Consider the following 19,675-nt stretch of genomic DNA (forward strand, 5'->3'; position numbering starts at 1 on the left):
TCAGTGCAGCCGCGGCGGTTCGGCGTCTTCGTCGTCTTCGACGCGCAGCAGTTCGTCGACGACGAGGGGATCGAGTTCCCGTTCATGCTGCCACAGCACCATCAGCGCGAGCACCTTGAAATCGTCCGGATCGAGCGGCGTCGCGCCGAATTCCAGGGCGCGGTCGATGAGGGCTTCGCGTAGCGCTTCGTCGATGGCGCCATGGCGTTGGAGGAAGTAGACCAGATTCTGCCCGGCGGTTCCCAGGACTTGCCGTTCTTCTTCGGTGAAGATGCGCACGCTGCCGCCGGCGGGCGGGATGCGCCACGAAGGGGACAGGGCCTCGGCGTTTCTGAGCGTGTCGAGCCAGGAGAGCGCCTCGTCGATCTCGTCGCCCTCGAAACCGGCATCGGCGAGCCGCGCGCGCAGCTCGTCCGGATCCTTCGGCGCCTCGTTGGGTCCGGCGTAGTTTTCAAAGAGATAGACGAGGACATCGAACATGGGGGAGTTCCTTCAGCGGGTGCGTTGGTAGCGGCCGCCCGGCAGGCGCACGAGGGCGCCGTCGAGTTCCAGCGGCAACAGCATGGCCGAGAGTGCCTCGCTCGTCAAGCCCGTGCGTAACATCAAGGTGTCGAAATCGACTGGATCGTGACCCAGGGCGGCGAGCAGAGGGTCGTCCGCGGCGACAGGCGGCGGAGTAGTAGGCGACGGCCGTGCGACGGCGCCGGTGGGGACCAAGTCGGGCCATTCTTCGAGGATGTCGTCGACGCGCTCCACGAGCTTGGCGCCTTCGCGGATGAGGCGATGGCAGCCGCGCGCGAGCGGATTGTGGATCGAACCGGGGATGGCGAAGACGTCGCGCCCGAGTTCGGCGGCCAGGCGCGCCGTGATGAGCGAGCCGCTTTCGGGCGCGGCTTCCACCACCAGCGTGCCACGAGCGAGCGCCGCGATGAGGCGGTTGCGCCGCGGAAAATGATAGGGCTGGGCGGCGGTGCCCAGCGGAAATTCGCTCACGATCGCGCCGCGCTCGGCGATGCGGTGCGCGAGCGCCCGGTGCTTGGCCGGATAGACGCGGTCGGCACCGGTGCCGACGACGGCCACCGTTTTGCCGTGCGCAGCTTCCAGAGCGCCTTCGTGCGCCGCGCCATCCACCCCCAGCGCGAGGCCGCTGACCACGACGAGGCCCTGCTCGGCAAGCGCCCGGGCAAAGGCGCGGGCATTCTCCAGCCCGCCGGGCGTGGCGTGCCGTGCGCCGACGATCGCCACCGCGGGCAAGGTGAGCGTTTCCGGGTCGCCGACGACGTAGAGCACGAGTGGGGCGTCGGCGAGCGCGAGCAGATTTTGGGGATAAACCGCATCGGCGAGGGTGAGGAGGTGGTGACGCGGATCATCGAGCCAGGCAAGCGCCGTTTCGATCGCCTCGGAGGGCGGTGCGGCGGCGAGTGCCTGGGCGACTTCGGCGCCGAATTCGGCGCGCACCGTGGAGAGCGGTTGGGCGAGCACCGCTTCCGGCGAGCCAAAGCGCGCCAGGAGTTTGCGCTGCACGGACGGCGGAAGCCGGCGCGACGTGAAGTCGAGCCAGCTCCTCGCTTCTTCCCGATCGTCAGGGCGTACGGGCGGCATCCCCGACGCGGACCGGTTTCTCGGTCTCCATCACGAGGGCGTAGGACATGCGTTCGAAGACGCGGAAGACGAAGGCCACGCCATAGCGCTCTTCGGGCAGAAAGACTTTGGCGTTGCGATTTTCCTCGTCGGTGAGCGGAGGGCGAACGCGCCACAGGGCGAGCACGTGACCCGGCGCCAGGTCCTGGGCCTCGCCTTGGTCGAGAAGAATGACGTCGAGACGCCCGGCCGCGAGCGAGCCTTGGTAGAGTTTGATGATCCGGGCATCTACGTCGTGCTCCGGCGCACGGGGGACGAAATTGACCAACGTTTCTTTTTGCGACGCGATCAGCGCATCGCCCGGCTGTATCGCTTCGTTCGTTTGCTGGAGCCGCAATACGGTGCCGAGGCGAGGGTCGTCGTTCGGTTCCACCTTGGCAGTACCCAGGTAGCGGGCCTCGTAGCCGATTAGGGTTTTGCCGTCACGGGCATGCAGGGGTTCGGCAGGGCGGAAGAGCTGTACGAGCCGGGTATCCTCGGGCACGCCGATGGCAAAGGCAACGTCTCCGGCGCCGGCCATCCAGCGGCCATCTTCCAGCCCGACGATGCGTCCGGAGTTTTCCAGGGTTTTTTGATCGATCACCTGCGGACGCACGAGGAAGGGTTCGATGGCCGCGAGCGGGATGGAGGGAATGGCATCTTGAATGGGCTCATGGCGAACCTGCGGCGAGCGTTTCTCGTCGATCGGCCCCACCGGCTTAGCGGTACGCAGTACTCCGGCAGTACGGTCGAACACCAGGATCTGACCGGGATAGATGAGATGAGGATTGCGGATCTCGGCCCGGTTCATCTGCCACAGATCGGGCCAGCGCCAAGGGTCGCGCAGGAAACGCTTGGCGATGCCCCAGAGCGTGTCGCCTTTACGCACGGTGTAGGTGTCCGGCGCATCGGGGGCAATGCCTCCGGGCTCGACACCCGCGTGCGCGAATCCGAGCGTACCCAGCCAGACCAGGGCGATCGTGCCTATAATGCGAATCATCCGCTTCATGGTGAGGAACCTCACAGGAGTGTCGGAACCGGAGGTGGGCGATCCTGTCTCACTGCCGGGGCAGAAGATGTTGGCATTCTACGTGACGCATTGGCGATTGGCAACGAGAGACGAGGAAATATGGCACTACTTCCCATCCTGCATTATCCCGACCCGCGGCTGAAGAAGCGCGCCGAGCCGGTGACGGAGGTCGACGAGTCGATCCGCCGGCTCGCCGCCGACATGGCCGAAACGATGTACGCCGCTCCAGGAATCGGACTCGCCGCCACGCAGGTCGACGTGCACAAACGCGTGATCGTCATCGACGTGACCGAGGATCGTTCCGGGCTGACGGTGCTCATCAACCCCGAGATCCTGGAAAAGGACGGCGAGTGCGTGAGCGAAGAGGGCTGCCTGTCGGTGCCGGGTATCTACGACAAGGTCACGCGCGCCGAGCGCGTCCGGGTTCGGGCCTTGAACCTGCAAGGCGAGCCGCTCGAATTCGAGGCCGAGGGCTTGCTCGCCGTGTGCATCCAGCACGAGATCGACCATCTCGACGGCAAGGTGTTCGTCGAGTATCTCTCACCGCTCAAGCAATCGCGCATCAAGGCGAAACTCGTCAAGCGCGCGCGGATGACGGCCTGATGGTCGCGGAGGAAGTGCGCCGGGTCGCCTTCGCCGGCACGCCCGAATTCGCGGCGATCGCGCTGCGCGCGCTGATCGCGGCGGGTTGGGAAATTCCTTTCGTGCTCACTCAGCCCGACCGACCGGCCGGGCGCGGCATGAAACTCAGCCCGAGCCCGGTGAAACGGGTGGCGCAGGCAGCCGGCATTCCTGTGCTGCAGCCGGCGCGGCTCAAGAGCGAAGAGGATCGCCGGGAACTGCTGACGCTGCCCGCACCCGATGTATTGGTGGTGGCGGCCTATGGCCTGATCCTGCCGCCCGAGGTGCTGCATTGGCCGCGCTGGAGCTGCCTCAACATCCACGCGTCGCTCCTGCCGCGCTGGCGGGGAGCCGCCCCCATCGTCCGGGCGATCGAGGCGGGCGATGCCGAGACGGGGGTCACCCTCATGCAGATGGACGAAGGGTTGGATACCGGTCCCATGGTGGCGAAGGCGGCAACGCCGATCGCCCCTGACGAGACGGCGGGTTCGCTGCACGACCGGCTCGCTGCGCTGGGTGCCGGGCTGCTGCTTCAGGTCTTGCCCGAGCTGCCGCGTCACCTCGCCCAGGCTCGAGCGCAACCGGCAGAAGGCGCCACCTACGCCGCCAAGATCACGCCGCAGGAGCGCTGGATCGACTGGTCGCAGCCGGCCGAAATGATCGAGCGGCGGCTGCGCGCCTTCGATCCCCATCCCGGGGCTCAGGCACTGTTGTGCGGCGTGCCGCTGAAACTCTGGCGAGCCCATAGGCTCGAAGGAAACGGCACCGAGCCGCCGGGAACGGTGACGGCCGTCGGCCCCGAAGGGATCACCGTGCAGGCCGGCCAGGGACGGCTGCTGCTCACCGAACTGCAGCGCCCCGGCGGCAAGCGCCTGCCCGCGGCGGAATTCCTGCGCGGTTTCCCGATCTCTATCGGCGAGCGATTCACTGTGGAAGGAGGTTGACGATGTACGGAAACTGGCTGAAGACGACGCTCTTGATGGCGGCGATCATGGCGCTCTTCGGCGCCGTGGGGATGGTGATCGGCGGTAGGACGGGGATGTTGGTGGCGCTGGGGTTCGGCGCGCTCACCAACTTCTGGGCGTATTGGTTCTCCGACAAGATGGTGCTGGCGATGTACCACGCGCAGGAGGTCGACGAGACCACCTCGCCCTACCTCTACGGCATCGTCCGGGACCTTGCCCGGCGCGCGGGGCTGCCCATGCCCAAAGTCTATATCATCCACGAGGCGCAGCCCAACGCCTTCGCCACGGGGCGCAACCCCGAACACGCAGCCGTGGCGGCGACCACCGGGATCATCGAGCTGCTCAGCGAGCGCGAGTTGCGTGCGGTGATGGCCCACGAGCTCGCGCACGTGAAGCATCGCGACATCCTCATCTCGACCATGACGGCGACGGTGGCCGGTGCCATTTCCATGCTCGCCAATTTCGGTTTCTTCTTCGGCGGGCGCGACGCGGAGGGGCGGCCGGCCAACCCCGTACTCGCCATCCTGGTGATGATCCTCGCGCCGATCGCGGCGGTGATCATCCAGCTGGCGATCTCGCGTACGCGCGAATTCGGAGCCGATGCGGGCGGAGCCGAGATCTGCGGCGACCCGGAGGCGCTCGCCTCAGCGCTAGCCAAGATCGAGGCTTACGCGCGGCAGATCCCCATGCCCACGGCCGAGGCACACCCCGAGACGGCGCAGATGATGATCATGAACCCGCTCTCGGGCGGCGGGCTGCGCGGGCTCTTTTCGACGCATCCGAGCACCGAAGAGCGCATCGCCCGCCTGCGGGAAATGGCGGCACGGATGCGTCGCCGCTGACGGCGATCGGTTCACTGCGTGGGCGCCCAAGGAAGCAGCACCGTCTCTCCCTCCACTTCCAGGCGCCGGGCCCGTAGGCCATAGACCTCGCGCAGCCGCGTCTCGTCGAGCACTTCCAAAGGGGCGCCCGCCGCGAGGCAGCGCCCTTCGTGCAGCAGCAGCACTTCGTCGCAAAAACGCGCCGCGAGGGTGAGCTCGTGCAGCGCCACCACCACCAGCCGTCCGGCCTCGTGCGCCTCGCGCCGCAGCAGCGCCAGCGTCTCCAGCGCGTGGCGCGGGTCGAGTGCGGCGAGCGGCTCGTCGGCAAGCAGCATCGTCGCCTCCTGAGCGAACGCCCGGGCAAGCGCCACACGCTGCTGCTGCCCGCCCGAGAGCTCGGTGACGGGGCGCTCGGCCAGATCGGCGGCATCGACTTTCTCGAGCGCCGCGAGGCAGCGTTCGCGCTCGCTCGCGGTGCGGATCCTGCCCGCCGGCAAGCCCAGGGCGACGCAATCGAGTGCCCGCAGGGGCAAATGCAGGGCAAAGCGCTGCGGGCAATAGGCGATCACCGACGGCCAGCGTGGGCGCGGCACGCGCACGAGCGGCTCGCCCCACCAGCGCACTTCCCCTTGCTGCGGCCTGAGTACGCCGGCAGCCACCCGCAGCCACATCGATTTCCCCGCCCCGTTGGGCCCTACCAGACCGACGAGACGGCCGGATTCGCCCCGCCAGTCGATGCCGCGGAGCACGGCCCGTCCTCCCAGCCGCAGGCCGACGCCGGAGAACTCCAGGGCCAGGCTCATGGCGCACGCACCGCGAGTACCCGCCACAGGAAGAAGGGCGCCCCGACGAGGGCCGTGAGCACGCCGAGCTTGAGCTCCGCGCCGTGGGGATCGATCAGGCGCACCGCCAGATCGGCGGCGAGCAGCAGCACCGCCCCCGCGCCCATTGAAGCCCACAGCGTGCGCGCCGGATCGTGGCGCACGAGGGGCCGCACGAGGTGTGGTGCCACCAGGCCGACGAAACCGATGGAACCGGCGATGGCCGTGGCCGCCCCCACCGCCAGCGCCGCGCCCACGAGCACGGCCAGACGCAGCCGCGGCAGCGACACCCCGAGGCTCGCGGCGGCCTCCTCGTCGAGCACCAGGCGGCGCAGCGCCGTGCCTTGGCGCAGCAGCAGCGCCATCCCCAGCGCGATCGGCGGCAGCACCAGCGCGACGTCCTGCAGGCTGCGATCGGTCACCGAGCCCAGCAGCCAGTGCACGATCTCCATCGTCGCGTGCGGGTTGGGCGAAGCGTTGAGGATGAGCGAGACGAGCGCCGTGCTCAAGCTGGAGGCAGCCACGCCGGCGAGGATGAGGCCCACGGTGGAAGCGCCGCGCAGGGCGAGCAGAAGCACGAACGCGGTAACGAGCGCCGCCCCGGCGAATCCCGCCAGTGGCAGCGCCAGCGACCAGGCACCGGCCCACCCCCAGTAGAGCGCCATCACCGCCCCGAGCGAAGCCCCGCCGGTGGCGCCGACGAGCGCCGGCTCGGCGAGTGGGTTGCGCAGCAGGCTCTGCAGGGCCGCACCGGCCACGCCCAGCGCCGCCCCCACGGCGAGCGCGAGCAGGGTGCGCGGCAGCCGGATCTCCACCAAGACCAGGCGCAGGAGAGGGTCGCCCGCCCAGACGCCGCGCCACCAGGCAAGCGGCGAGAGCTCGAGATAGCCCAGCGTGAGCGAGGCGAGCACGAGCAAGCCCACCAGCAAGAGCAGCGCCGGGGCGAGTAACACTTCCCTCATCGCAGCCGCTCCAGCGCCTCGAACGACCAAGGGCCGGCGCAGGTGATCGCCCAGCTCGGCAGCCAGTGCGGTTCGCCGGCCTGGCGCCGCAGCGCCGGATGCGCGAGCAGGCGCTCGCCCAGGGTCGGGGTGTCGTTTTGATAGGCGGTGCGCCACCAGCGCGTCGGGCGGGCGGCCAATGCCCGCTCGAGCGGCAGATCGCCATGGCCGATGAGTCCGGCACGCTCGGCGGCGTTGATGCCCCCGCTGCGTTCGATGAGCTCACCCACCCATGTGCCGCGCCCGGCGCTGTAGCCGCCCTGGAGATAATAGAGCACGGCCGGTTTCTCGGTCATCTCGCCAAAGTGGCGTGCGAGCGCATCGAGCCGTGTTTCCAGGGCCGCGGCGCGCTCCGGCTCGTGCACCAACCGACCGAGGGTACGAATCGCATCCCGCAGCGCATCCAGCGATTCGACGTACGGCAGCGTATGGACGGGAAGACCCAGCCGTTCGATGAGCGAGCGCGTGGCCGCGGCCGAGAACGGCCCGAAGACGACCAGATCCGGCTGCAGCGCGAGGATCTCTTCGGCCGAACCGCGGATCGCCGGCTTGTCGGCCCCCAGTGTCGGATCCGGGGCGAGATCGGCGCGGCGCGACAGCGCCGTGATGGCGATGACGCGCTCGGGAGCGAGTCGCAGCAGCAGCTGATCGGCGCACAGGTTCACCGAGACGATGCGCCGCGGCCCCTCCTGCGCCTGCACCACGCCGGCGAAGAGCAGGACGAGCACGAGCAGCCGGCGGCGAAACGTGTCCTGCGTCTTCATCCCTCCGCGCGGTCGGCCAGCACGCGGTGGCGCTGCCGCCCCAGGCCCGCCACTTCCAGCGTCATTTCGTCGCCGGGGCGCAGGAAGCGCGGCGGCTTCTGACCCAGGCCGACGCCGGCGGGGGTGCCAGTGGCGATCACATCGCCCGGCAGCAGTGTCATGAATTCGGACAGGTGGCTCACGAGGGTCGCCACGTCGAAGATCATCTCGGCGGTGGTGCCGTCCTGCATGCGTTCGCTGTTCACCTCGAGGCGGATGGCGAGGGACTGGGGATCGGACACTTCGTCGGCGGTGACGAGCCAGGGGCCCAGCGGACCGAAGGACTCGTAGCTCTTGCCCTTGATCCACAGCCCCCCGCGGTTCATCTGGAAGTCGCGCTCCGACCCGTCGAGCACGGTGCAATAGCCGGCGATGCAGGCGCGCGCCTCGGTCGGCGAGACGCGCTTGGCCCGCCGACCGATGACCACGCCCAGTTCCGCCTCCCAGTCGAGTTTCTGCGCCCCGGGCGGGCACAGGAGTGGATCGTTCGGACCGCAGATACAGCTCGTGGCCTTCATGAAGACGACCGGTTCACCGGGAATCGGCAGATTCGCCTCCTGCGCGTGGTCGCGGAAATTTAGCCCGATGGCATAAAAATTGCCCGCGCCGGCCACCGGCGGCCCGAGGCGAACGTCGGACGCCACCGTAGGCAGAGAAAAGGGGTCGAGCGCACGCAAGGCCGCGAGCGCCGCCTGGTCGGCAAGGAGCGCACCGTCGATGTCATCCACATGGGACGAGAGATCGCGCAGACTGCCATCGGGGGCGACCAGACCGGGACGTTCCTTGCCCGGTGCGCCGAAACGGATGAACTTCATTGGGTTTTCCTGAGAAAGAGAGAGTAGCGTCGCAGTGTTCAACGAATCGTATCATGTGTCCGCAATGAGAGCAGCACGCGTACAATCGCAGTGCGATTTCCGACTCGTGTGCGACGGCTGACTCGCTCGACCCTGTTGATGGAGCCGACCCTGTTTTTTCGATTTTACGCTCGTTCCACGGCGTTGCTGACGCTCGTTCTGTGTGCCGCCTGTGCCGGCGTTACGCTGCCGCCACAGGCACCGGTCCCGCCGCAGGCATTCCGGCAGGCCCCGGTCGGGGCGGACGCGGCCGAGCTCACGCAATGGTGGCGTCATTTCTCCGATCCGACGCTCGAAGAGATCGTCGCCAAGGTGCGCCGTGACAACCTCGACGTAGATGCCGCATTGGCTCGTCTGGCCGAAGCAAGGGCGTTGCGTCGGGCGGCGTCGGCCGACCTCGGGCCTACCGTGACCGGCGGCGGCAGCGCCGTGCGCAACCGCTCGAGTGCCGAGATGGGGGCGGGTAGGGTGAGCGAGCAATTTCATGTCGGATTCGACGCGCAATGGGAGCTGGACGTGTTCGGAGGCCGGCGAGCGGCGCTGCGGGCGGCCGAGGCACAGCAGGTAGCGGCCTCCTATGATCTGGCCGACGTTTTGGTGAGCGCCACGGCAGAGGCAGCGCAATCCTGGTTCGATGCGCGAACGGCCCAAGCCCGCGAGACGCTGCTCGAAGCGCAGCTCATGGTGCTCGAACGCAGTCTCGCCCTTGCCCAAGCCAGGTCTAGCGCGGGCCTCGTGAGTGAGCTCGACGTGTACCAGGCGCAGACCTTGCTCGCTCAGACCCGGGCCCAGCAGGCCGCGCTCGCCCAGGGTCGGGAGAATGCGCTGAATGCACTCGCGCTGCTTGCCGGGGAGTCCCCGGGGTATTGGCACGAGCGACTCTCGGAGCGTGCGCCTGCAAGGCCCGCCATCGCTGCCGAAGGAGCCGAACCGCCGGAACTCGTCTATCTCGGCCCTTGGGTGGCATCTCTGCCTTCGCTTCCCGCAGCCGGCATTCCTGCCGACGTACTACGCCGCCGCCCCGACGTGCGCCGCAGCGAGGCGCAACTGGCAGCGGCAGCCGCGCAACGCGACGTCGCCGACGCGGCGCGCTACCCGAGCTTTCCCCTGAGCGGCAGCCTGGGGCTTACGGCCCTCTCGGCGGGTGATCTCTGGCAGGCCAGTGCCCGGGCATGGAGTCTCGCGTTCGCGCCCTTGGCCACGCTATTCGATGGGGGTCGCCTCTCGGCACAGCTGGAGGCGAGCGAAGCGCGGCTCGTGCAGAGTTTTGCCGCCTACCGCAAGAGCGTGCTCGTGGCCCTGGGTGACGTGGAGAATGCACTGCTCACGGTACGCGAAAACGATCAGAGGTTGAATGATCTGCGTCAGGCGGCCGACAGTGCGCGCGCGAGCGTGGTGCTGGCGCTCGCCCAGTACCGCTCGGGGCTGGTCGATTACACGGTGCTCATCGATACACAACGCAGCTGGCTCTCCGCCACCGACGCCTATGTCTTGCAGCAAGGCCAGAATGCCACCGACCGTGTGCGGCTCTACAAAGCGCTCGGTGGCGGCTGGCCGGCCGAAACGCCTCTGGAGGATGGCTCCCGATGACCGAATCTTCTGCAAATCCTCTGCTCGATACCTCACATCTGCGCGCCGAACTCACGCGGCTGCGCCGACGCAGGAGGCGACTTCTCCTTGGCCTGGCGCTGGGACTCGCGATCGTGCTCACGGTTTTTTTCCTCTTTGGCCGGGGTGAGGGGAAATCTGCAGTGCGTTATCTCACCGATACGGCCCAACGCGGATCGCTGTCGATTACCGTCACCGCCACGGGTAACCTCAGCCCCACCAACGAGGTCGATGTCGGGGCCGAGATCTCCGGCACGATCCGTGAAGTCTATGTCGATTTCAACGATCCGGTGATGGTCGGCCAGGTTCTGGCCCGACTCGACACGCGCAAGCTCGAAGCACAGCGCCTGCAGGCCGAAGCGAACCTCGCCATGGCGCACGCCAGGATCCCGCAACTCGAGGCTACGTTATCGGAGGCGCGCGCCAAGCGGCAACGCCTGGAGCAAGCCGACAAGCTCAGCCGGGGTCAGGCCGTGGCCCCGCAAGATCTCGACGCCGCCGCGGCTGCCGTCGCCCGTGCCGAGGCCGAGTTGCGCCAAGCGCAGGCACAGATCAAGGCCAACGAAGCGCAGCTCGCCTCGATTCGCACCGATCTCGACAAATCCGTGATTCGAAGCCCCATCAGCGGTGTGGTCTTGACCCGCAGCATCGATCCGGGGCAGACCATCGCCGCTTCGCTACAAACGCCCGTACTCTTCACGCTCGCGGAAGATTTGACCCAAATGGAATTGTTGGCCGACGTCGACGAGGCCGACGTCAGTAAGGTGGCCGAAGGGCAGAGCGTGACATTCACCGTCGACTCCTACCCCGATCAGCCATTCAGCGGACGCGTGAAACGCGTGCGCTACGGCTCGGAACTCATCAACGGCGTGGTGACTTACAAGACCGAGATCACCGTGGCCAATCCCGATCTCAAACTGCGCCCCGGCATGACGGCCACGGCCGAAATCCTCAGCCAGCACCTCGAGGACGTCCTGACGATCGCCAATGCGGCCTTGCGCTATCGCCCACCGGAGCCGGACAAGGCCGCGGCAGCGCAAAGTCCCGGCATTGGGACATTTTTCCGACCGCCGATGCGCGCTTCGGGGACGTCTCGCCCCCTTCCTGCAGCCAGAAAGCGGGACGAAGCCACGATCTGGGTGCTGGATGAACGCGGCACGCCGATGCCGGTACAGGTGCGCCTGGGGCCCTCGGATGGCCGGCGTACCCAGGTACTGGAAGTGCTCTCGGGCCGGCTCGAACCAGGCACGCCGGTCATCACCGCCGTGGAGCGCCCCAAGTCATGACCGAACCAGGGCGACAGGGCACCCCGCTCATCCAGCTGCGCGGCGTCGAGCGCGTCTATGGCCAGGGCGATGCGCGCGTCGTGGCGCTGGGCGGCATCGATCTCGACGTGTGGCCGGGCGAGTTCGTCGCCCTCATGGGACCGAGCGGCTCGGGCAAGTCGACCACGATGAACATCCTCGGTTGCCTCGACACGCCCACCCGCGGCAGCTACCGGCTCGGAGATCTCGAAGTCACCGAGCTCGATGGTGACGGCCGTGCCTTGCTGCGCCGCTACACCCTGGGTTTCGTCTTCCAGGGCTTTCACTTGTTGCCGCGCGTCACGGCTCAGGAAAACGTCGAGCTGCCGCTCGTCTATCAAGGGGTGCCGACCCACGAACGGCGCCTGCGCGCGCGTGAGTCGCTCGCCCAGGTGGGCCTTTCTGGTCGAGAGCATCACGTGCCGAGCGAACTCTCCGGCGGGCAACAGCAGCGGGTGGCCATCGCCCGCGCCATCGTCTCCCAACCCAAGGTCCTGCTCGCCGACGAGCCCACCGGCAATCTCGATTCCGCCCGTAGCCACGAGATCATGGCGCTTCTCACCCGATTCAATCGCGAACGGCATCTCACCATCGTCATGGTGACGCACGAACCGGACATCGCCGCCTACGCCCGGCGTGTGGTGCACTTCCGCGACGGGCACATCGAGCGCATCGAGGAGTCTTCCTGATGCTGGGCAACGCGCTGCGCGAAGCGATCCGGTCGTTGGGCAGGAACGCCCTGCGCTCCTTCCTCACCGTGCTGGGCATCGTCATCGGCGTGGGGGCGGTGATCGCCATGGTCACGCTCGGACGGGGCGCCACTCAGGCGGTCTCGGACCAGATCTCCTCGCTGGGCAGCAACATCGTCTTCCTGCGCCCCGCTCGAGGCTTCGGCCCCGGGCAGAGCATCACCCCTTTCAAAGTCGAGGATGCGCAGGCGCTCGCGCGTGAGGTGCCGGGCGTCGTTTGGTCGACGCCCGTATCGCTGCGCACCCTCACCGTGGTGGCCGGCAACCAGAGCTGGAGCACCACCGTGGTTGGTGCGGGCGAGGGGTACCTCGAGGCCCGGCGCTGGGAAATCGTTCGCGGTCGAGGCTTTCTGCCGAGCGAGTTGCGCGCCGGCGTGGCGGTGTGCATCATCGGCCAGACGGTGGCGCGTGAGCTCTTCGGCGCGGACGATCCCATCGGCCAGCGCATGCGAGTGGACAAATTCTCCTGCGAGATCATCGGCCTGCTCGATGCCAAGGGACAGAGCGCCATGGGCAACGACCAGGACGACATCGCCATCATCCCTCTGCGTACTTTCCAGCGCCGCATCTCCGGGACCACCGATGTCGACTCGATCCAGCTCTCGCTCGCCGACGGCGTCGACAACGAGCGCGTGCTCCAGGACATCCGGCTCGTGCTGCGCGAACGCCGGCATCTGTCGGCCAACATGGAGGACAACTTCCGCCTGGTCGATTCCAAGGAGATCGAGCGCACGCTCACTAGCACCACGCGCATGCTCACCACCCTGCTGGGCGCGGTGGCCGGCATCAGCCTGTTGGTGGGCGGCATCGGCATCATGAACATCATGCTGGTGTCGGTGACCGAGCGCACGCGCGAGATCGGCATTCGCCTGGCGATCGGCGCGCGCGCCGCCGACGTGATGCTGCAGTTCCTGGTGGAAGCGGTGGTGCTCTCCTTTCTGGGCGGTACCATCGGCATCATTCTGGCGTTGACGTTTTCTTTCGTCGCCGCGCAAAAGCTGGCTTTCCCCTTCTCGCCCGATTACGGCATCGTGGTGATCGCGGCACTCTTCTCGGGGGCGATCGGCATCGTCTTCGGTTTCTTTCCGGCGCGCCGCGCCGCACGGCTCGATCCGATCGAGGCGCTGCGGCACGAGTGAGTGCCTCATGCCAACCGATTCAATACCACAGCCCACTACCGGGGCGATAGCGTGGGGTGCGGCCGGAGGCGGATGAAGCAATGAAAGGCGGTGTGTCGTCGTGATCCTGCTCGGGGGGCTCGTGTCGTGCGAGTTCGAGCAGCCGGCGCACGCGCTCTTCCGTGGCCGGATGGGTGCGCAGCCACGAGGGTTCGGGAGAGCCCCAGCCGGGGAAGAGCCAGGTGCGCCAGCCACGATGGACGCGTTCGATGGCCAGGAGCGCCGAGGCGAGCCCTTCGGGGTCGTTGGTGAGGGCGACGGCCGCCAGGTCTGCGTCGTATTCGCGCACCCGCGACAAGCCCAGTTGCACGAGCATGGCGATCTGCGGCGCGAAGATGAGCAGCGCCACCGCCAGCCAATTCACCACGGCCGCACCCACGAGCAGCAAGGGTAGGTTGACCAGCAGCAGGATCTGCCCCGTGAGCGAGAGTATGCTCGTCATGCGCGTGAGGGAATCGGCCAGACTCATGACCTTTACGTCATCATTGGCGATGTGCGCCACCTCGTGCGCGAGCACTCCCGTGATCTGACGCAGATCGAGCCGCGCGAGCAACCCCGAGGTGAGGGCGATGGCGGCATCGTTGCGGCTGCCTACGCTGAAGGCGTTGACGATGGGTGTGTCGACGAAGTAGAGCTGCGGCACGCGCGGCAGGCCGGCGCGTGTGGCGAGCCGCTCCACCAGGGCATGGAGCTCGGGCGCTTCGCCCGGGGCGATGGGTTGGGCGCGATAGAGGCGCAACACCAGCTCGGGGCCGGCGAGCGGTTGCAGCAGGAGGGACACCGCGCAGAAGACGAGCATGTAGAGGATGCCGTCATTGCCCCACAGCAGCCAGCCGACGGTGGCGAGCAGCGTGGCGAGCACGACCACCAACACCGCCGTCTGCAGGCGGTTCATCCAGGCGTGGCGTTGCCAGAGGTGGGGATCGATGCGTTGCGCCATGAGGCTCCTGGGGTCATTTGTTGCGCAGCGCCACCAAGGGTACCACTCCTTCCTTCTCGAAGCGTTTGCGACCGGGTTCGGCTTCGGGCAGCGGCGTGCAGGGGCGCAGGGTGGCGCGGCTGCGGCGCGTGAGTTCCTGATAGGTCTGCGTGCCGCTGATTTTCCAGTTTAGCTCTTCTTCACTCAGTTCGCGCACGACTTTGGCTGGAGCGCCCACCGCCAGACTGCGCGCCGGGATCACCATGCCGGCCTTGACGAAGGCAGCCGCGGCGACGATGGCCGACTCCCCCACCTCTGCTTCGTCCATGATCACCGCGTTCATGCCCACGAGCGCGTTGCGCCGGATGCGGCAGCCGTGCAGGATCGCCCCGTGGCCGATGTGGCCGTCTTCCTCGACCACGGTGTCGATGCCGGGAAAACCGTGCATGACGCAGCAATCCTGGATGTTGGCGCCGGCATGCACGATGAGCCGGCCGAAGTCGCCGCGCAGGCTCGCGAGCGGCGCTACATACACGCCGGGTCCGATGTGCACGTCGCCGATCAGCACGGCGTCGGGATGGACGTAGGCATCGGGATGGACGACGGGCTTGAGGTCGTCGATTTCGTAGCAGGGCATGTTGGTTCTCCGCACGGCGCCGGACGTTCTCCGGTCCGGCGCCGCGGTATGAAAAAAATCAGGACACGTGCCAGCGGCGCTGGATCACGCGGAAGCGGTTGGCGACGAAGGCGGCATCGGCATAGCTCGCGTTGGCTGCCGGATTCATGCCGGTGCCGTGGTAGTCGGAGAAGGCGGCCGACTGGTTGACGTAGACCCCGTCGGTGAGATTCAGCGACAAGGCCACGCCGGCGCGCCAGCTCACTTCGACCATCGTCTGCTGGTATTCGGCTTTGGTCGAATACACGCCCAGCGTGAGGGCACCATGCTCGCGCACGATGCGCTCGGCGAGCGAGGCCGCCTGGGCCGCGTCGGGCACCGCCACCACGAAGGCGATGGGCCCGAAACGCTCTTCCATGTAGGCGGTTTCGTCCTTGGCCTCACAGGCGACGAGCACCGGCGTGCGTACCTGCGCCCGTGGGAATTCGGGATGCTCGATGCGCCGCGGAGCCAGCAGGACGCGGCCGAAGGCGCCGGAGGCGGCCTCGTCGATGCGCCGCAGCGTCTCCTCGGACTGGATGGCCCCCAACACGGCCGTGGCCACCTTGACGTCGGCGAGCAGCGCCTCGATCGCCCGGGCGAGATCGCGGCCGACGTCCTCATAGGATTTGTGCCCTTCATTGGTGTCGATGCCGCCTGCCGGCACCAGGATCGCCTGCGTCGTGGTGCACATCTGCCCCGAGTAGAGCGAGAGAGTGAAGGCGAGGTTGCGCAGCATGCCTTGGTAGTCGTCGGTCGATTCGATCACCACCGTATTGACGCCGGCCAGCTCCGCATACACCTGGGCCTGGCGGCAGTGCTCGAGCAGCCAGTTGCCGAAGGCACAGCCGCCGGTGAAATCGATGGATTTCACTTCCGGGTGGGTGACGAGCCGTTGCGTGTGCTCCCGTCGGGCGAAGACGGCCAACTGCACCACGTTCGGGTCGAGTCCCTGTTCGGCGAGCAGCTCGCGCAGCACGCGCACGGTGAGCGCAGCCGGCAGGATTGCGTTGCTGTGCGGTTTGACGATGACGGGGTTGCCGGTGGCGAGCGCCGCGAACAGGCCCGGATAGGTGTTCCAGGTGGGGAAGGTGCCGCAGCCGATCACCACCGCCGGGCCGCGCCCGACGATCTCGTAGCGTTTCTCCATCCGGATCGGCGGGTTCTTGCCCTGGGGCTTTTCCCACAGGGCGGATTCGGGGATACGGCGCATCTCGTCCCAGGCATAAGCTACCGCCTCCAGACCCCGATCTTGGGCGTGAGGGCCGCCGGCCTGGAAGGCCATCATCCAACCTTGGCCGGTGGTGTACATCACGGCGTGCGCCAGTTCGAAACTGCGCCGGTTCAGGCGCACGAGGGCTTCGAGCAGGAGCCCCACCCGCCCTTTGGGGCCGAGTTTCTGCCACCCTTCCTGGGCCTTGCGTGCGGCGGCCACCAGCGACTCGGGCTCGCTCACCGGATAGGAGACGTTCAGCTCCACTCCATAGGGCGATCGCTCCGGGGCGATCCACTCGCCGGTGCCCGGCTGACCTTCCAGGGCAAACCGCTGGCCCTGAAGGCCGAGTACGGCAGCCTTGCCGTCTTCGAGCGCCGTCTCTCCGTAAATTTTGGGGCTCGGCATCTCGGGGAAGGGCGTCCAGTAGCCGCGTCGGGCGATCGCCTCGAGCGCCTGGTCGAGCAGAGCTTGGTGTTTTTCGAAGAGCGGATGGGTCATGGAGTGCCTCCTTCGGTGATTCGGGTTATGTTAAGGTAAAACGATTCGCCATTTTTGAAAAACGGCTTGATCCTTTGACCTGGATCAAGTATATTATTGATCGAACGGTCGGTCAAAAAAATTGATGGGGAGGAGACGACATGGCGGAGACCGCAGGGGCCGAAGGGCCGACGATCCTGCTGGAAGTGCGTGAGGCGGTGGCCTGGCTCACGCTCAACCGGCCCGAGCGCCTCAATAGCTTCACCACCCGCATGCACGAGGAGCTGCGCGCCGCGCTCGATCGCGTCGAGGCGGGGCGCGCCGAAGGGGCGATCCGGGTTTTGGTGATCACTGGTGCCGGACGGGGCTTCTGCGCCGGGCAGGACCTGTCCGACCGGGCGGTGGCGCCCGGCGCCCAGGCGCCGGATCTGGGCGAGTCGATCGAGAAGAACTACAAGCCGCTCGTGCTGCGCCTGCGCCGGCTCGAGCTGCCGGTGATCGCGGCGGTGAATGGCGTGGCCGCCGGTGCCGGGGCCAACCTGGCCCTGGCCTGCGACCTCGTCTTCGCCGCGCGCTCGGCCTCCTTCATCGAATCCTTCGCCAAGCTGGGGCTCATCCCCGATACCGGCGGCACCTGGGTGCTGCCGCGTCTGGTGGGGCTCGCCCGCGCCATGGGGCTGTCGCTGCTCGGCGAGAAACTCTCCGCCGAAGATGCCGAGCGCTGGGGGCTCATCTGGAAATGCGTCGAGGACGAGGCGCTGCTGCCCACGGTGCGGGAAGTGGCCGAGCGCCTGGCACAAGGCCCCACCTTCGGCTACGCCATGACGAAGAAAGCACTGCTCGTCAGCGGCACGAACGATCTGGCCGCGCAGCTCGATCTCGAGCGCGACCTGATGTCGGCCTGCGGGCGCAGCGAGGATTATCGGGAAGGGGTGCAGGCGTTCCTCGAGAAACGCCAACCTCGCTTCCGCGGACGCTGAGAGGGAGGAGACGATGCAAGAACGCGAAGGGAGCGCCTCCCTCTCGCCCGAGGCGGCCGTGCTGGTGGTCGGCGCCGGGGCGATGGGGCGCGGGATCGCCTTGGTGGCGGCGAGTGCCGGCCATCGGGTGTTTCTCGCCGATGTGAGCGAGGAGGCTCGCCGGCGGGCGCTCGCGGCGATCGCCGAAGAGCTCGAGAGCGGGGTACGCAAGGGGCGGATGAGCGCCGCGCAGGCGGACGCGATCCGCGAGCGCATCCAGGCGGTGGCCGAACCCGAGGGCGTCGCCTCGCAGGTGCGGCTGGTGATCGAGGCGATCGTCGAGGACCTGCAGGTGAAACGGGCGCTCTTCGCTGCGCTCGAACCCCTGCTGCCGCCCGAAGCGATCCTCGCCACCAACACGTCTTCGCTGTCGATCACCGCCATCGCCGCCCCGCTCGCGCGCCCCGAGCGAGTGGTCGGCATGCATTTCTTCAATCCGCCCACGCGCATGAAACTGGTGGAAGTGGTGAGCGGCCTGGCCACGGCGCCGGAAGTGGCCCAAACCATCAGGGATACCGCCGCGCGCTGGGGCAAGATCCCCGTGATGGCGCGCTCCACGCCGGGGTTCATCGTCAATCGCGTGGCTCGACCCTTCTATGCCGAGGCCCTGCGCGTGCTCGCCGAAGGGGCGGCCGATTGCGCCACGCTGGATGCGATCGTGCGCGAGGCCGGGGGCTTTCCCATGGGGCCCTTCGAGCTGATGGACCTCATCGGGCACGACGTCAACTTCGCCGTCACCTCGTCCGTGTGGTCGGCCTATTTCTACGACAAGCGCTTCCAGCCCAGCCTCATCCAGCAGGAGCTGGTCTGGGCCGGACGGCTCGGTCGCAAGAGCGGACGGGGGTTCTACGACTACGCCGCCGGGGCTCAGCGCCCCGCCGCGGCCGAGGTCGAGCCGTTCCTCGATCGGGCGCCTTCCGCCGTCGCCGCCGTGGGCGAGTTCGGCCCCTTCGCCGCGCTGCTCGAACGGCTCGCTGCCGCTGGCGTGGCGGTGCAGTGCCGGCCGGCCGATGCCGGACCGGTACGGATCGAGGCCGCCAACGTTTGGATCGTGCCCACCGACGGGCGCACGGCCACGCGTCTGGCGCACGAGTACGGCCACGCCGACGTCGTCGTGCTCGACTGGGCACGCGATTGGGCACAGACGCCGCGCGCGGCGCTGGCGCTGTCCGATGGCTGCTCGCAAGATTCCCGGGCGTGCGCGCTCGGGCTGCTGCAGCGGGCGGGAATCACCGTGACCCCGCTCGACGACGTCGCCGGGCTCATCCTCGCGCGCACCGTGGCCATGCTCGCCAACGAGGCGGCCGACGCCGTGCTCGCCGGCATCGGCACGCCGCACGACATCGACACCGCCATGCGTTACGGCACGAACTATCCGCTCGGGCCGCTCGCCTGGGCGGAGGCGATGGGCGTGGCGCGCATCGTCGGCCTGCTCGATCGGCTCGCCGAGCACTACGGCGAAGATCGCTACCGCGTCTCGCCGCTCTTGCGGCGGCACCTCTGGAACGGACGGCCGCTCGTTGGCGGCGACGAAGGAGAAGGGAAGTGACGGAAGCTTCGTATCGGGATCTCACCGCCGGGCTCGACCCGCAGCAAGTGGCCGAGGCCGTCGGCGCCGGCATGTACGAACACGACCAGTGTGCGCAGCATCTCGGCATCCGGCTGCTGGGGATCGCGCCGGGTTACGCCAAGATGGAGATGGTCGTACGCCGTGACATGCTGAACGGTTTCGCCATCTGCCACGGCGGCATCGTCACCACGCTGGCCGATACCGCCTTTGCGTATTCCTGCAACAGTTACAACGAGATGACGGTCGCCTCCGGTCTGGCCACCGAGTTTCTCGCCCCGGTGCGCGAAGGCGACGTGCTCGTCGCCGAGGGGCGCGAGGTCGCGCTGGCCGGACGCACCGGTGTCTACGACGTCAGCATCACCAACCAGCGCGGCGAACTGGTGGCCGTGATGCGCGGCAAGTCTTACCGCTTGAAGGGGCGGGCGGTGGTCGAGCTCGACTGAC

20 protein-coding genes are annotated in these 19,675 nt (G+C 67.8%); 10 read left to right on the forward strand and 10 right to left on the reverse strand.

Going from position 1 to position 19,675, the window contains the following annotated elements; genetic code table 11:
• The 3 genes from EPD81_RS03980 to EPD81_RS03990 are packed head-to-tail and all read right to left on the reverse strand — an operon-like array spanning position 1 to position 2,629.
• Positions 1-480: a DUF494 family protein gene (locus EPD81_RS03980; RefSeq protein ID WP_028875295.1), complete on the reverse strand. Its 480-nt coding sequence runs from the start codon at positions 478-480 to the stop codon at positions 1-3.
• A gap of 12 nt (positions 481-492) precedes the next feature.
• Complete coding sequence (gene dprA, locus EPD81_RS03985) at positions 493-1,602, reverse strand: DNA-processing protein DprA (protein WP_142804085.1); 1,110 nt, start codon at positions 1,600-1,602, stop codon at positions 493-495.
• Complete coding sequence (locus EPD81_RS03990) at positions 1,583-2,629, reverse strand: LysM peptidoglycan-binding domain-containing protein (protein WP_142804086.1); 1,047 nt, start codon at positions 2,627-2,629, stop codon at positions 1,583-1,585. Before EPD81_RS03990 ends, dprA begins: the two co-directional genes overlap by 20 nt.
• Before the next feature lie 120 nt (positions 2,630-2,749).
• Here EPD81_RS03990 and def point away from each other — a divergent pair, with 120 nt between their 5' ends.
• Genes def through htpX form a run of 3 tightly spaced genes read left to right on the forward strand, consistent with a single transcriptional unit; the run spans position 2,750 to position 5,078 of the window.
• Entirely contained in the window at positions 2,750-3,253 is a 504-nt protein-coding gene (gene def / locus EPD81_RS03995) for a peptide deformylase (protein ID WP_142804087.1), read from the forward strand.
• Positions 3,253-4,215, forward strand: coding sequence for a methionyl-tRNA formyltransferase (gene fmt / locus EPD81_RS04000; RefSeq protein WP_142804088.1), 963 nt, complete (start codon positions 3,253-3,255; stop codon positions 4,213-4,215). Before def ends, fmt begins: the two co-directional genes overlap by 1 nt.
• Before the next feature lie 2 nt (positions 4,216-4,217).
• Positions 4,218-5,078 carry a zinc metalloprotease HtpX gene (htpX, locus tag EPD81_RS04005; protein ID WP_142804089.1) on the forward strand — a complete coding sequence of 287 codons (861 nt, stop codon included), beginning with the start codon at positions 4,218-4,220 and terminating at the stop codon, positions 5,076-5,078.
• 11 nt (positions 5,079-5,089) lie between these two features.
• On the opposite strand, the gene EPD81_RS04010 is transcribed toward htpX, so the two are convergent.
• The 4 genes from EPD81_RS04010 to EPD81_RS04025 are packed head-to-tail and all read right to left on the reverse strand — an operon-like array spanning position 5,090 to position 8,497.
• Positions 5,090-5,860 carry an ABC transporter ATP-binding protein gene (locus EPD81_RS04010; protein WP_142804090.1) on the reverse strand — a complete coding sequence of 257 codons (771 nt, stop codon included), beginning with the start codon at positions 5,858-5,860 and terminating at the stop codon, positions 5,090-5,092.
• Entirely contained in the window at positions 5,857-6,840 is a 984-nt protein-coding gene (locus tag EPD81_RS04015; RefSeq protein WP_055423015.1) for an iron ABC transporter permease, read from the reverse strand. Before EPD81_RS04015 ends, EPD81_RS04010 begins: the two co-directional genes overlap by 4 nt.
• On the reverse strand, positions 6,837-7,643 hold the full coding sequence (locus EPD81_RS04020; RefSeq protein WP_142804091.1) for an ABC transporter substrate-binding protein: 807 nt from the start codon (positions 7,641-7,643) through the stop codon (positions 6,837-6,839). Before EPD81_RS04020 ends, EPD81_RS04015 begins: the two co-directional genes overlap by 4 nt.
• On the reverse strand, positions 7,640-8,497 hold the full coding sequence (locus EPD81_RS04025; RefSeq protein ID WP_142804092.1) for a fumarylacetoacetate hydrolase family protein: 858 nt from the start codon (positions 8,495-8,497) through the stop codon (positions 7,640-7,642). Before EPD81_RS04025 ends, EPD81_RS04020 begins: the two co-directional genes overlap by 4 nt.
• A 108-nt stretch (positions 8,498-8,605) precedes the next feature.
• On the opposite strand from EPD81_RS04025, the gene EPD81_RS04030 reads away from it, so the two are divergent.
• The 4 genes from EPD81_RS04030 to EPD81_RS04045 are packed head-to-tail and all read left to right on the forward strand — an operon-like array spanning position 8,606 to position 13,336.
• The gene (locus EPD81_RS04030) at positions 8,606-10,126 is read left to right on the forward strand and encodes an efflux transporter outer membrane subunit (RefSeq protein WP_185955348.1); all 1,521 of its coding nucleotides are present in this window, start codon (positions 8,606-8,608) and stop codon (positions 10,124-10,126) included.
• Positions 10,123-11,430, forward strand: coding sequence for an efflux RND transporter periplasmic adaptor subunit (locus tag EPD81_RS04035; RefSeq protein WP_142804094.1), 1,308 nt, complete (start codon positions 10,123-10,125; stop codon positions 11,428-11,430). The genes EPD81_RS04030 and EPD81_RS04035 overlap by 4 nt, the downstream gene beginning before the upstream one ends.
• The gene (locus EPD81_RS04040; protein ID WP_142804095.1) at positions 11,427-12,137 is read left to right on the forward strand and encodes an ABC transporter ATP-binding protein; all 711 of its coding nucleotides are present in this window, start codon (positions 11,427-11,429) and stop codon (positions 12,135-12,137) included. Before EPD81_RS04035 ends, EPD81_RS04040 begins: the two co-directional genes overlap by 4 nt.
• The gene (locus EPD81_RS04045; protein ID WP_142804096.1) at positions 12,137-13,336 is read left to right on the forward strand and encodes an ABC transporter permease; all 1,200 of its coding nucleotides are present in this window, start codon (positions 12,137-12,139) and stop codon (positions 13,334-13,336) included. The genes EPD81_RS04040 and EPD81_RS04045 overlap by 1 nt, the downstream gene beginning before the upstream one ends.
• A gap of 19 nt (positions 13,337-13,355) precedes the next feature.
• Here EPD81_RS04045 and EPD81_RS04050 read toward each other — a convergent pair whose 3' ends face one another.
• Genes EPD81_RS04050 through paaN form a run of 3 tightly spaced genes read right to left on the reverse strand, consistent with a single transcriptional unit; the run spans position 13,356 to position 16,663 of the window.
• Positions 13,356-14,315, reverse strand: a complete 960-nt coding sequence (locus tag EPD81_RS04050) for a zinc metalloprotease HtpX (RefSeq protein WP_142804097.1) — start codon at positions 14,313-14,315, stop codon at positions 13,356-13,358.
• Positions 14,316-14,328: 13 nt separating this feature from the next.
• Positions 14,329-14,931, reverse strand: a complete 603-nt coding sequence (paaY, locus tag EPD81_RS04055; RefSeq protein WP_142804098.1) for a phenylacetic acid degradation protein PaaY — start codon at positions 14,929-14,931, stop codon at positions 14,329-14,331.
• A 58-nt stretch (positions 14,932-14,989) separates the two neighbouring features.
• Positions 14,990-16,663, reverse strand: a complete 1,674-nt coding sequence (paaN, locus tag EPD81_RS04060; protein WP_142804099.1) for a phenylacetic acid degradation protein PaaN — start codon at positions 16,661-16,663, stop codon at positions 14,990-14,992.
• 140 nt (positions 16,664-16,803) lie between these two features.
• Between paaN and paaG the strand changes: the two genes are divergently transcribed.
• From paaG to paaI, 3 genes are read left to right on the forward strand one after another with little or no spacing between them, the layout of a single operon-like run.
• Positions 16,804-17,622: a 2-(1,2-epoxy-1,2-dihydrophenyl)acetyl-CoA isomerase PaaG gene (gene paaG / locus EPD81_RS04065; protein ID WP_142804100.1), complete on the forward strand. Its 819-nt coding sequence runs from the start codon at positions 16,804-16,806 to the stop codon at positions 17,620-17,622.
• 13 nt (positions 17,623-17,635) lie between these two features.
• Positions 17,636-19,210, forward strand: coding sequence for a 3-hydroxyacyl-CoA dehydrogenase PaaH (paaH, locus tag EPD81_RS04070; protein ID WP_142804101.1), 1,575 nt, complete (start codon positions 17,636-17,638; stop codon positions 19,208-19,210).
• A complete protein-coding gene (gene paaI, locus EPD81_RS04075; protein WP_142804102.1) occupies positions 19,207-19,674 on the forward strand; it encodes a hydroxyphenylacetyl-CoA thioesterase PaaI in 468 nt (155 codons plus the stop codon). Before paaH ends, paaI begins: the two co-directional genes overlap by 4 nt.
• The last annotated feature ends 1 nt before the right edge of the window (position 19,675 follow it).

The sequence above is a fragment of the Tepidiphilus sp. J10 genome, from assembly GCF_006980785.1.
In the GTDB taxonomy this organism is placed as follows: domain Bacteria; phylum Pseudomonadota; class Gammaproteobacteria; order Burkholderiales; family Rhodocyclaceae; genus Tepidiphilus; species Tepidiphilus olei.

Excerpts from the sequence above, each read along its gene's own strand:
- EPD81_RS03980 (WP_028875295.1), bottom strand. The coding sequence starts at position 480 with ATGTTCGATGTCCTCGTCTATCTCTTTGAAAACTACGCCGGACCCAAC.
- dprA (WP_142804085.1), bottom strand. The coding sequence starts at position 1,602 with ATGCCGCCCGTACGCCCTGACGATCGGGAAGAAGCGAGGAGCTGGCTC.
- EPD81_RS03990 (WP_142804086.1), bottom strand. The coding sequence starts at position 2,629 with ATGAAGCGGATGATTCGCATTATAGGCACGATCGCCCTGGTCTGGCTG.
- def (WP_142804087.1), top strand. The coding sequence starts at position 2,750 with ATGGCACTACTTCCCATCCTGCATTATCCCGACCCGCGGCTGAAGAAG.
- fmt (WP_142804088.1), top strand. The coding sequence starts at position 3,253 with ATGGTCGCGGAGGAAGTGCGCCGGGTCGCCTTCGCCGGCACGCCCGAA.
- htpX (WP_142804089.1), top strand. The coding sequence starts at position 4,218 with ATGTACGGAAACTGGCTGAAGACGACGCTCTTGATGGCGGCGATCATG.
- EPD81_RS04010 (WP_142804090.1), bottom strand. The coding sequence starts at position 5,860 with ATGAGCCTGGCCCTGGAGTTCTCCGGCGTCGGCCTGCGGCTGGGAGGA.
- EPD81_RS04015 (WP_055423015.1), bottom strand. The coding sequence starts at position 6,840 with ATGAGGGAAGTGTTACTCGCCCCGGCGCTGCTCTTGCTGGTGGGCTTG.
- EPD81_RS04020 (WP_142804091.1), bottom strand. The coding sequence starts at position 7,643 with ATGAAGACGCAGGACACGTTTCGCCGCCGGCTGCTCGTGCTCGTCCTG.
- EPD81_RS04025 (WP_142804092.1), bottom strand. The coding sequence starts at position 8,497 with ATGAAGTTCATCCGTTTCGGCGCACCGGGCAAGGAACGTCCCGGTCTG.
- EPD81_RS04035 (WP_142804094.1), top strand. The coding sequence starts at position 10,123 with ATGACCGAATCTTCTGCAAATCCTCTGCTCGATACCTCACATCTGCGC.
- EPD81_RS04040 (WP_142804095.1), top strand. The coding sequence starts at position 11,427 with ATGACCGAACCAGGGCGACAGGGCACCCCGCTCATCCAGCTGCGCGGC.
- EPD81_RS04045 (WP_142804096.1), top strand. The coding sequence starts at position 12,137 with ATGCTGGGCAACGCGCTGCGCGAAGCGATCCGGTCGTTGGGCAGGAAC.
- EPD81_RS04050 (WP_142804097.1), bottom strand. The coding sequence starts at position 14,315 with ATGGCGCAACGCATCGATCCCCACCTCTGGCAACGCCACGCCTGGATG.
- paaY (WP_142804098.1), bottom strand. The coding sequence starts at position 14,931 with ATGCCCTGCTACGAAATCGACGACCTCAAGCCCGTCGTCCATCCCGAT.
- paaN (WP_142804099.1), bottom strand. The coding sequence starts at position 16,663 with ATGACCCATCCGCTCTTCGAAAAACACCAAGCTCTGCTCGACCAGGCG.
- paaG (WP_142804100.1), top strand. The coding sequence starts at position 16,804 with ATGGCGGAGACCGCAGGGGCCGAAGGGCCGACGATCCTGCTGGAAGTG.
- paaH (WP_142804101.1), top strand. The coding sequence starts at position 17,636 with ATGCAAGAACGCGAAGGGAGCGCCTCCCTCTCGCCCGAGGCGGCCGTG.